This is a genomic window from Bacillus sp. FJAT-27251, assembly GCF_001273925.1.
Classification (GTDB): Bacteria; Bacillota; Bacilli; order Bacillales; family Cytobacillaceae; genus Mesobacillus_B.
The window spans coordinates 51152-61899 of record NZ_LIGG01000001.1; the positions used below are offsets into that span (position 1 = coordinate 51152).

General features: G+C 46.9%; 5 protein-coding genes and 19 tRNA genes. All 24 read right to left on the reverse strand.

What is annotated here, in order from left to right:
* Positions 1 to 69: 69 nt before the first annotated feature.
* Entirely contained in the window at positions 70 to 2472 is a 2403-nt protein-coding gene (locus ADU22_RS00265; protein WP_053360376.1) for a glycogen/starch/alpha-glucan phosphorylase, read from the reverse strand.
* Positions 2447 to 3913, reverse strand: a complete 1467-nt coding sequence (gene glgA, locus ADU22_RS00270) for a glycogen synthase GlgA (protein ID WP_053364403.1) — start codon at positions 3911 to 3913, stop codon at positions 2447 to 2449. The genes ADU22_RS00265 and glgA overlap by 26 nt, the downstream gene beginning before the upstream one ends.
* Positions 3910 to 4938, reverse strand: coding sequence for a GlgC family sugar phosphate nucleotidyltransferase (locus tag ADU22_RS00275; RefSeq protein WP_053360377.1), 1029 nt, complete (start codon positions 4936 to 4938; stop codon positions 3910 to 3912). Before ADU22_RS00275 ends, glgA begins: the two co-directional genes overlap by 4 nt.
* A gap of 23 nt (positions 4939 to 4961) precedes the next feature.
* The gene (locus tag ADU22_RS00280; RefSeq protein ID WP_053360378.1) at positions 4962 to 6107 is read right to left on the reverse strand and encodes a glucose-1-phosphate adenylyltransferase; all 1146 of its coding nucleotides are present in this window, start codon (positions 6105 to 6107) and stop codon (positions 4962 to 4964) included.
* Positions 6025 to 7983 (reverse strand): 1,4-alpha-glucan branching enzyme, encoded by a 1959-nt coding sequence (glgB, locus tag ADU22_RS00285; protein ID WP_053360379.1) that lies wholly within the window; start codon positions 7981 to 7983, stop codon positions 6025 to 6027. The genes ADU22_RS00280 and glgB overlap by 83 nt, the downstream gene beginning before the upstream one ends.
* Positions 7984 to 8375: 392 nt before the next feature.
* Positions 8376 to 8447, reverse strand: a tRNA-Glu gene (locus ADU22_RS00295).
* Positions 8448 to 8450: 3 nt separating this feature from the next.
* Positions 8451 to 8541 (reverse strand) — tRNA-Ser (locus ADU22_RS00300).
* A gap of 5 nt (positions 8542 to 8546) precedes the next feature.
* Positions 8547 to 8621: transfer RNA gene (locus ADU22_RS00305), tRNA-Asn, on the reverse strand.
* Between the two features lies 1 nt (position 8622).
* A tRNA-Ile gene (locus tag ADU22_RS00310) sits at positions 8623 to 8699 on the reverse strand.
* 29 nt (positions 8700 to 8728) lie between these two features.
* Positions 8729 to 8802 (reverse strand) — tRNA-Gly (locus ADU22_RS00315).
* A 16-nt stretch (positions 8803 to 8818) separates the two neighbouring features.
* Positions 8819 to 8894: transfer RNA gene (locus tag ADU22_RS00320), tRNA-His, on the reverse strand.
* Positions 8895 to 8932: 38 nt separating this feature from the next.
* Positions 8933 to 9008, reverse strand: a tRNA-Phe gene (locus tag ADU22_RS00325).
* 144 nt (positions 9009 to 9152) lie between these two features.
* Positions 9153 to 9228 (reverse strand) — tRNA-Asp (locus ADU22_RS00330).
* Between the two features lie 3 nt (positions 9229 to 9231).
* Positions 9232 to 9305: transfer RNA gene (locus ADU22_RS00335), tRNA-Met, on the reverse strand.
* Between the two features lie 170 nt (positions 9306 to 9475).
* Positions 9476 to 9568: transfer RNA gene (locus ADU22_RS00340), tRNA-Ser, on the reverse strand.
* Positions 9569 to 9581: 13 nt separating this feature from the next.
* A tRNA-Ile gene (locus tag ADU22_RS00345) sits at positions 9582 to 9658 on the reverse strand.
* Positions 9659 to 9823: 165 nt separating this feature from the next.
* Positions 9824 to 9900: transfer RNA gene (locus ADU22_RS00350), tRNA-Met, on the reverse strand.
* Positions 9901 to 9925: 25 nt separating this feature from the next.
* Positions 9926 to 10001: transfer RNA gene (locus tag ADU22_RS00355), tRNA-Ala, on the reverse strand.
* Between the two features lie 7 nt (positions 10002 to 10008).
* Positions 10009 to 10085 (reverse strand) — tRNA-Pro (locus ADU22_RS00360).
* Positions 10086 to 10092: 7 nt separating this feature from the next.
* Positions 10093 to 10169 (reverse strand) — tRNA-Arg (locus ADU22_RS00365).
* 16 nt (positions 10170 to 10185) lie between these two features.
* Positions 10186 to 10274: transfer RNA gene (locus ADU22_RS00370), tRNA-Leu, on the reverse strand.
* Positions 10275 to 10280: 6 nt separating this feature from the next.
* Positions 10281 to 10355, reverse strand: a tRNA-Gly gene (locus ADU22_RS00375).
* Between the two features lie 5 nt (positions 10356 to 10360).
* Positions 10361 to 10445: transfer RNA gene (locus ADU22_RS00380), tRNA-Leu, on the reverse strand.
* 10 nt (positions 10446 to 10455) lie between these two features.
* A tRNA-Lys gene (locus ADU22_RS00385) sits at positions 10456 to 10531 on the reverse strand.
* Positions 10532 to 10748: the final 217 nt, after the last annotated feature.

Consider the following 10748-nt stretch of genomic DNA (forward strand, 5'->3'; position numbering starts at 1 on the left):
AACGGTCCGGGCATTTGTGCCTGGACCGTCTTTTAAACTTTCATTCATATAGAGGGAACGCCATCCCGCTTACTTGATCTCTACGGGATGAATATTCCAAATGTCTGATGCGTATTCCCTGATTGTGCGGTCGCTTGAAAAGAATCCCGATTTGGCGATATTCACAAGGCTTTTTTGCAGCCAAGCCTGCCTGTTCCGGTATTCCTCGCCAACCTTTTCCTGGATATCGATGTAGGCAGCAAAGTCACGGAGCACAAAGTATTGGTCATTGTGATCGAGAAGAGACTCGCGGATAGCTGTAAATTCACCTTCTGTATCCGGGAAAAACCCATTGACAAGCTGATCGGTCACCTGGCGGATCCGCTCGTCATAATGGTAGTATTCCTGTGAGTGATAACCGCCGTTCCTCTGGAAATCCAGCACCTCTTCGGCCTTAAGACCAAACAGGAAAATATTCTCCTGACCGACCAGCTCTGTAATTTCCACATTGGCTCCATCGAGCGTACCCAGGGTAAGGGCGCCGTTCATCATGAATTTCATATTTCCTGTCCCGGAAGCTTCCTTGCTGGCAGTTGAAATTTGTTCAGAGATATCGGCTGCCGGGAAAATATCTTCTGCCAGCGAGACCCGGTAATTTTCAAGGAATACGACCTTCAATTTGTCATTGACTGCAGGATCGTTATTCACCTTGTCTGCTACCGTAGTAATAAGCTTGATTACTTTTTTGGCAAAGTAATAGCCCGGAGAGGCCTTTGCCCCGAAAATGAAGGTCCGCGGATATAGGTCATACGCAGGATCTTCCTTTAGGCGATTGTACAGGTACATGATATGGAGGACATTCAATAACTGGCGTTTATAGGCGTGCAGCCGCTTGACCTGGACATCGAAAATCGATGATGTGTCAACCGTTATCCCTGTCTTTGCCTCGATGATTTGTGCCAGCTTCTCTTTATTGGCTTTTTTGATGCCTGCCAGTTTTTCAAGAAAAGAAGGATCACTTTGATGCTTCAGCAATTCCTCCAGCTTAAGGGTATCGTTCACCCAGTCGGGACCAATGGACTCCGTGATCAAATTGGCAAGAGCCGGATTGGACTTCAGGAGCCAGCGCCGGTGGGTGATCCCGTTTGTCTTATTATTGAAGCGCTCGGGAAACACCTGGTAGTAGTTGTTCATCTCCCTTTCCTTCAGGATGTCGGTATGAAGCTTGGCTACTCCGTTGATGCTGTGGCTGCCGACAATCGCCAGGGGCGCCATGCGCACTTCATCCTGGGCGATAATCGCCATTCCTTCAATCCGTCCCCAATCACCCGGATACCGCTCCCACAGCTGCTGGCAAAAACGTTCATTGATTTCTTCAATGATCATGAATATGCGCGGCAGCAACGGTTGGAAGATTCGTACTGGCCACCTTTCAAGGGCTTCTGAAAGGGTTGTATGGTTCGTATAGGACAATGTATGGACGGAGATATTCCAGGCCTCCTCCCAGCCGAGGCCTTCTTCATCCATCAAAATCCTCATTAATTCGGGCACTGCAATGGCAGGATGCGTATCATTGATATGAATGCTGACATGCTGATGAAAATCGAGCAGGCTCCGGTTTTGCTTTTTATAGGAGCGGACGATCGACTGGAGGCTCGCAGCCACAAGCATATACTGCTGCTTCAGGCGCAATATTTTCCCTTCATCATGGGTATCATCCGGATACAGCAGTTCCGAAATGGCTTCTGTTTCCTTCTTGTATTTGAGGATATCCACACTGCCCGTGTAGCGCGACGGTTCCGCACTCCAGAGCCGGAGCGTATTGACCGTCCCTGTTTGATAGCCGAAGACTGGAAGGTCGTAGGGAACAGCAGCTACTGTTTCTGCATTCAAGTGGCGAAAAACAAGTCTTCCATTGTCATTGTAGCTTTCAATATGCCCCCAAAAAGGGATTTCGACCGCATCATCGCCTTTCCTGATTTCCCAAACATGGCCATGACGAAGCCATTGTTCCGGCAATTCCACCTGATAGCCGTCAACAATCTTTTGCTCAAATAAGCCATGCTTGTAACGGATGCCGTATCCATGCCCGGGAAGGCTGAGGGAGGCCAGCGAATCAAGGAAACAAGCAGCCAGCCTGCCAAGCCCCCCGTTTCCGAGGGCTGCATCTGCTTCAATTTCTTCGAGGTCATCAAGGCTGATTCCCAGTTCCTGTAATCCTTCGCTGACTACCTTTTCGACTCCCAGGTTCATCAGATTATGGCGAAGCAGCCGCCCAAGCAAAAACTCAATCGATAAATAATAAACTTGCTTTTTGCCCGAAGTCCTGTAGGTTTCATTTGTCTTAATCCAGTCGCTGCTCCCATATTCCCGGATCATCTGGCCAAGTGTTTGATACTGCTCCCGTTTGGTGCTTTCCGCAAAACTTGTCCCGTAACTCATCTCCAATTTTTTTAAAAACGCCGTCTTAAACTCCGTTGCATTCGAAAACATGGACTTCACTCCTCGGACAAAGATTGTCATACAGGTCGTAATAGATCTGTGCAGACCGGGCCCAGCTGAAATCCATCTGCATGACCCTTGCTACAAGGCTGTTCCACTCCTGTTTGTCCTTGTAAAAGCCCAGCGATCTTTCTATGGTGTGAAGCATGTCATGGGCGTTGAAATTGGTGAATGTAAAACCATTTCCATCACTGTCCAGGCCATTGTAGGATTTCACGGTATCATTGAGCCCTCCCGTTTCCCGCACAATCGGAACCGCTCCATACCGCAGGGCAATCAGCTGGCTCAGCCCGCACGGCTCGAATTTCGAAGGCATCAGGAACAGGTCTGCTCCTGCGTAAATCCTGTGGGCCAAGTCTTCATTGAAGCCGATAAAAACCCTGCATTGTTCATAATACGTCGCTGCCATATGGCTGAAGTAGTACTCAAACTCGCGTTCCCCTGTCCCCAGGACAATCAGCTGTGCACCAGTAGCCATGATCTCCGGGAAAACTCCCCTGACCAATTCCAGCCCTTTTTGCTTTGTAAGCCTTGTTACCATCGCAATCAGCGGAACGTCCTTATCCTGAGGCAGACCGAACTGCCTTTGGATTTCAAGCTTGTTGATCATGCGGGCATTATGGTCATGAGGTCCATAAGAAGCAGCCAGCGCAGCGTCATTTTCAGGATTATAAAGTTCATTGTCAATCCCGTTCAATACACCCGACAGATCATGGCTGCGTGCACGAAGGACACCATCAAGGTTCTCCCCAAAATAGGCCGTCTTGATTTCTTCCATATAGGTCGGAGAGACGGTTGTGATTTTATCCGCCGATATAAGGGCAGCCTTCATGAACGAAACATTTCCATGAAATTCGAGCTGGTCCGGGTTAAAGTATTCCTGATCCAGGCCAAGAAGGTCCCCAAGGATTTCCCTCGGGAAAATCCCCTGGAACTGGAGATTATGAATGGTAAAAACGGTCCGGATGGATTCATAGTTTTCCTGGCTTTGATACTGCTCTTTCAGCAGAAAAGGAATCATTCCGGTATGCCAGTCGTGGCAATGAATCACATCTGGATAAAATTCAAGTTCTTTGATGGCGTCAAGGACAGCACGGTTAAAATAGGAGAATTTCTCACCCTCATCAAAATCACCGTACATCTGACTGCGTTTGAAATAATATTCATTGTCCACGAAATAGTATGTAACACCCTCGTATACAAGCTTTTCAATCCCGCAATATTGACTGCGCCAGCCAACCTGTACGGTAAAATCGGTAATCTTAAACATTTGATTTTTAAATTCATCAGGGATGGATTGGTATTTCGGCATGATCACCCTGACATCTGTCCCAAGCTTCTTTAATTCCTTTGGAAGCGAACCTGCTACATCTGCAAGTCCGCCTGATTTGATGAATGGGACACACTCTGAAACGGCAAATAATACTTTCAAGATTTCATCCACGCTCCCTGCTTGGATCCTTTGCGAAGGATGTTAGGCGCCTTATCCGTTCCTGTAATGGTGCACCCATTGCTGACTTTGACATCCTTATCAAGGATTACATGGTCAAGGACACAGTTTTCCCCGATTTGGGATTTTTGCATGACAATACTGTTCCTCACAATTGCCCCTTTCGCTATTTTTACTCCGCGGGCAATAATGCTGTTTTCGACTGTCCCCTGGATATCAGCTCCATTGGCAATCATGGCGTTTTTAACAACGGAATCCCTTGAATACCTCGTTGGAGGCTCATCCTTTACTTTAGTCAGGATAGGACGCTCTTTCAGAAACAACTTACTCCAAATATCCGGATTCAGCAAGTCCATGCTGGCCGAATAATAATTCTGTACAGAATTCACCATCACAGCATAGTCCTCGTAATTATAATAGCAAAGCCTATATGGACTATTTATGTCTGTTGCAACATCCTTCATGCTCAAATAGCCTGTATCCTGGCGGCTTTCTATCAGCTCCATGAGCAAAGAAGTCTTTAAAAGGTAAATTCCCAGTGATGCTCCATTCTTGCGGACTTCGGTAATATCACACTCTGACTGGATATGCCAATCGAGAAGCGGCGAGAAATCCATATTGAAAACCGTGTATGAATTGGCAATGACAGCATATTCCTGCGTACTTCTGGTGAAGAAGTCGATATTCGCGGCAAAATGTTCAAGGGAGCCAATGCCAGAGACCGGTTTGTCAAGGATTGGCGACGGGAAGAAAAATAATCCATCCCGTTTCCTGTTGAGATCCCAGTTCTTCCCCGAACCAAGATGGTCCATTAAGGAACGGTATTGGTATTTCGGAAAAATCGCCACGCTTTGGATTCCTGAATTGACCATATTGGACAAAACGAAGTCAATGAGACGATATCTGCCTCCAAAAGGAATGGCAGCGACTGAGCGGTGGCTTGTTAATTCTATTAAATCTTCACTATATGTGGTTGCATCTATTACACCCAGCAAATGTTTATTCAACTCTATCCCTCCTGATGAGTAGGTTAGTTGGCGATCATTTCATCGAGTGTTTCCTCGGAAACAAGCAGAATTTCGCCGTCTTCCTTAGGACGGATGACCGACCCGTCCGGAATATGAATACCTGGTGAGATAATGGCTTTCTCAATGAAGCAGTTTTGCCCGATTACAGCATCCGGCATGATGACCGCCTCTTTTACGACGGCTCCCTTTTTCACCATTCCTCCCTGGAACACGACTGTTCTTGTTACGGACCCCTCAATTGTGCATCCCTCATTGACTAGCGATTCAGTCAGGACGGCATCCTTGCAAATGTATTGAGGCGGCTGGTTGGGGTTGACCGAATAGATCCTCCAGCTTTGGTCAAATAAGTCCAGTTCACAATGCTCATCAAGCAGATCCATATTGGCCTCCCACAGGCTCTGCACAGTTCCAACGTCCTTCCAATAGCCTTTAAATGGATAAGCGAACAAATTCTTGTCTTCCTTTAGCATCAGCGGCAGGATGTCTTTACCAAAATCATGGCTGGACGCAKAATTATCATTGTCCTTAAGCAAATATTCCTCAAGCACTTTCCATTTGAAAATGTAGATTCCCATCGAAGCAAGATTGCTCTTTGGCTCCGCAGGCTTTTCGTCGAATTCGATAACCCTCAAATCTTCATCCGTGTTCAGTATTCCAAAGCGGTTGGCTTCATGCCACGGGACTTCAATGACAGAAATAGTCATATCTGCCCCTTTTTCAATATGGTGTTCAAGCATCCATTCATAGTTCATTTTATAAATATGGTCACCTGACAAAATCAGGACATGCTCCGGATTATACTGGTGAAGGTAGTTCAGATTTTGGTAAATCGCACTGGCTGTTCCCGTATACCATTTTACTTCTTTGGATTCCGCATAGGGCGGAAGCACCGTTACGCCATCCCCCTTGCGGTCAAGATCCCAGGCACTGCCAATCCCGATATATGAATTCAGGATAAGCGGCTGGTATTGTGTCAGCACACCGACCGTATAAATCCCTGAATTCGTGCAGTTGCTTAGCGGAAAATCGATGATTCTGTATTTTCCTCCAAAAGGAACAGCTGGTTTAGCGAGGTTTTTTGTCAGTGTGCTTAAGCGGCTTCCCTGCCCTCCGGCCAGAAGCATCGCTACGAGCTTTTTCTTTTGCATCGATTACTTTCCCCTTTCTTTTTTTGACTGGGCGCAAAATGGAAATTCCAAATGGAGATATATTCATTTCGATGGAATAAGGCCTGCCATGAAAATTTGTTTCCTGTGCCTTGATCATTTTTTTATTGGTAACTCCTGATCCGCCGAATACTTGTGCGTCACTGTTTAAAATTTCCCTGTATGTTGCATCGTGAGGTACCCCAATCCGGTACCCGGAATAGGTTTCCGGTGTAAAATTGCAAACGATTATAAGGAAGTCCCCGTCTTTCCGTCCCTTACGGATAAACGAAAATATTGACTGTTCAGCATTGTCGGCATCAATCCATTCAAATCCGTCATAGTTTAAATCCACTTCATACAGCGGCTTTGAACGCTTATAAATTTTAAGCAATTCTTTGACAAACACATTGATTTTGTCATGCATTTCATAATCCAGCAGGTGCCAATCGAGTTGCTCTTTATCTTTCCATTCGGAAAACTGGCCCAGTTCCGTACCCATGAAAGTAAGTTTTTTTCCAGGATGGGCGGTCATATACCCCAGCAATAACCTTAGCTGGGCAAACTTCCGCCAGTAATCCCCAGGCATTTTATCCAATAGTGACTTCTTTCCATGTACCACTTCATCATGGGAAAATGGAAGGACAAACGCTTCGGAGAAAGCATATAGCAATGAAAAAGTCACTTTATTGTGATGATACTTCCTGTCTTCGGGACTGGTTTCCATGTATTTCAGCATGTCGTTCATCCAGCCCATATTCCATTTATACGTAAATCCAAGACCTCCATCCTCAGGCGGCCTGGTTACGTTTGGCAAATCGGTGGAATCCTCGGCTATCATCAATGTTCCTGGATAGTGGCTCGTGACAGCTCCATTCAGCTTCTTCAGGAATTCAATTCCATACGGATTAAGCTCCCGGTCGGAATTGGGCCAATAAATAATGTTCGCCACTGCATCGACCCGAAAACCATCTATATGGTATTTATCTAGCCAGAATAACGCACATGAAATAAGGAAGCTTTGGACTTCCGTCTTGCCAAGATCAAAATTGGCTGTTCCCCAAACAAGATTTTCCCGGTCCTTGGGATTTATGTAATCAAAGGCATAGCTTCCATCAAAGCAATACAGACCATGCTCATCTTTGCAAAAATGTCCGGGCACCCAATCGAGTATGACCCCAATTCCATTTTGGTGACATTGGTCCACAAAATACATAAAGTCATGAGGGTTCCCAAAACGGCTTGTTGCCGAATAGTAACCAGTTGCCTGATATCCCCAAGAAATGTCGAGCGGATGCTCAGTTAGAGGCAGCACTTCGATATGGGTATAACCGTGGGATAGAATATAGGGGATCAATTCGTCAGCTAGTTCCCGGTAGTTGAGCAGAGATCCATCGGAGGCCAATTTCCATGAACCCAAATGAACTTCATAAATCGCCATTGGTTCGTCAAGAGCCTGTGTTTTTTCCCTTTTTCGGAGCCAATTCTGGTCGTTCCATTGGTAACCATCAAGGGAATAAACAATAGATGCAGTATTCGGCCTTACCTCTGAATAAAATGCATAAGGATCAGCCTTTAATTTCACAACGCCATCGGAGCCAATAATTTCATACTTATACAAGGAGCCCGTCAAGTCGTTTTCTATCAGAAGCATCCATACACCTTCTGAGTTTATCCGCTGAAACTCATAGCCTTCTCCATTCCAGCCATTAAAATCACCAGCAAGCCTTACCTCTTTCGCAGCCGGTGCCCAGACACAAAATCGAGTATATGATTCTTCTCCACTTTTTATGACTTGTGCACCAAACAGCTCATAGCTCCTGTACAATGAGCCTTCATGGAATAAGTGCAGCTGATAATCTGTAGGATGTGATACCATCCAACTTCACCTTCCTTCACAGTCAGCTTTCTGAACTACTATTCTCTTTTGTATCATAAAACCCTTGCAAAATAATTTTAAATCTTTCGACATCATCAGACATTTTTCTCCTTGCAGCGCTTTCATTGGCTTATCAATGGCATTTATAAAATTCGACAAAGCGAAAAAAATTTCCAACAATTTATTCACAAGAAGGAATTTTCCTTAAAACCTGAAACATTTGAAGTCCTAATCTTTTCTTTTTGGAGAGCGCCTTGAAACCGGCCCCTAGTTTATTTGCAGAAAGCAATTACGGAATATTACCCTGATTGGACAAGATGTAAACATAAACAAACATTGGATTCCGAACGCAAAAAAAAAGCTGCAGACATGATGTCTGCAACTTTTCTTTATGACCCCTACGGGATTCGAACCCGTGTTACCGCCGTGAAAGGGCGGTGTCTTAACCGCTTGACCAAGGGGCCCAATGGCGGAGAAGGAGGGATTTGAACCCTCGCGCCGGTTGCCCGACCTACACCCTTAGCAGGGGCGCCTCTTCAGCCACTTGAGTACTTCCCCATATATGGCTCCGCAGGTAGGATTCGAACCTACGACCGTTCGGTTAACAGCCGAATGCTCTACCACTGAGCTACTGCGGAATGGTGGGCCTAAATGGACTCGAACCATCGACCTCACGCTTATCAGGCGTGCGCTCTAACCAGCTGAGCTATAGGCCCATATTGTCTATCATCCAGCTTATCGAAATTGGAGCGGGTGAAGGGAATCGAACCCTCATCATCAGCTTGGAAGGCTGAGGTTTTACCACTAAACTACACCCGCACAGCTTAAGAATTAATGGGGCGACTGATGGGAATCGAACCCACGAGTGTCGGAGCCACAATCCGATGCGTTAACCACTTCGCCACAGCCGCCATATTTCCTTTTTCATTAGCGCCCAGGCTTGAGAAAATGGTGGCTCAGGACGGAATCGAACCGCCGACACAAGGATTTTCAGTCCTTTGCTCTACCGACTGAGCTACTGAGCCAAATAAAACTTTTATACTATAACTTGATAATGCCTAATTCCTTTGCTCGAAAGACCTCCGGTCTTCCTCGCAGGTTGCCGCAGAAGCTGTCTCGGAGAGGTTAGCAACCTGCTCTGCCGACTGAGCTACTGAGCCAAAACTAAATGGCGGTCCCGACGGGAATCGAACCCGCGATCTCCTGCGTGACAGGCAGGCATGTTAACCGCTACACCACGGGACCAGATTGCGGGGGCAGGATTTGAACCTGCGACCTTCGGGTTATGAGCCCGACGAGCTACCGGACTGCTCCACCCCGCGACAATAATATTAGTGAAAAAGTGTTGTCCATGCACTACGTGTGCACTGACTGTCCCGGTTTCAGAAAGCTTATTCAAGCAGCTGTTCAACCGGTACAACTCGCAGTTTATTCAGTGAAGTAACGCTCGTTGCTCCACCCCGCGATAATAATAATTAGATGAAAATAGAAATGGAGGAGGAAAGGGGATTCGAACCCCTGCGCGGTTTGACCCGCCTGTCGGTTTTCAAGACCGATCCCTTCAGCCGGACTTGGGTATTCCTCCAGATTAAATGGTATGGTGGACCTTGTAGGACTCGAACCTACGACCGGACGGTTATGAGCCGTCTGCTCTAACCAGCTGAGCTAAAGGTCCATAGTCATGATTTTAGAAAAACTATTCTTTTCTGCACATGTCTGTCCCCATCTCAGAAAGCTTATTCAGGAAGCAGCTCGATGGGTACAACTCGAAGTCGTTTCGGGGAAGCATTGCTCGTTGCTCTAACCAGCTGAGCTAAAGGTCCCAACGATATAATGTAAATGGTAGCGGCGGAGGGGATCGAACCCCCGACCTTACGGGTATGAACCGTACGCTCTAGCCAGCTGAGCTACACCGCCAAATGGTTCTGCCATGAAAAAAATATGGTGGAGCCTAGCGGGATCGAACCGCTGACCTCCTGCGTGCAAAGCAGGCGCTCTCCCAGCTGAGCTAAGGCCCCAAAATGATGGTCGGGAAGACAGGATTCGAACCTGCGACCCCTTGGTCCCAAACCAAGTGCTCTACCAAGCTGAGCTACTTCCCGATAAATATGGCGCGCCCGAAAGGAGTCGAACCCATAACCTTCTGATCCGTAGTCAGACGCTCTATCCAATTGAGCTACGGGCGCATATTGTTTAGCTATATGGTGCCGAGGACCGGAATCGAACCGGTACGGTAGTCACCTACCGCAGGATTTTAAGTCCTGTGCGTCTGCCAGTTCCGCCACCCCGGCATATTTTGGAGCGGAAGACGGGATTCGAACCCGCGACCCCAACCTTGGCAAGGTTGTATTCTACCACTGAACTACTTCCGCAAATATGGTGCGGGTGAAGGGAGTCGAACCCCCACGCCTCGCGGCGCCAGATCCTAAGTCTGGTGCGTCTGCCAATTCCGCCACACCCGCAATATAAAAATGGTGAGCCATGAAGGACTCGAACCTTCGACCCTCTGATTAAAAGTCAGATGCTCTACCGACTGAGCTAATGGCTCGGAAATAATGATATACTTTTTTACCAAGTTCTTCTGCTCGAAGTCCCTCACGGGCTTTCTCGCATGTTTCCACTGAAGCAGCTACATGCTCAAATAACCTAACGGTTCTTCTCGCAGATTTCCGCAGATGTTAAATCCGCGATGCAAGAAATCTGGTGCCGGCGAGAGGACTTGAACCCCCAACCTACTGATTACAAGTCAGTTGCTCTACCAATTG

Coding starts and splice junctions, on each gene's coding strand:
- ADU22_RS00265 (WP_053360376.1), bottom strand. CDS start 2,472: ATGTTTTCGAATGCAACGGAGTTTAAGACGGCGTTTTTAAAAAAATTG.
- glgB (WP_053360379.1), bottom strand. CDS start 7,983: ATGGTATCACATCCTACAGATTATCAGCTGCACTTATTCCATGAAGGC.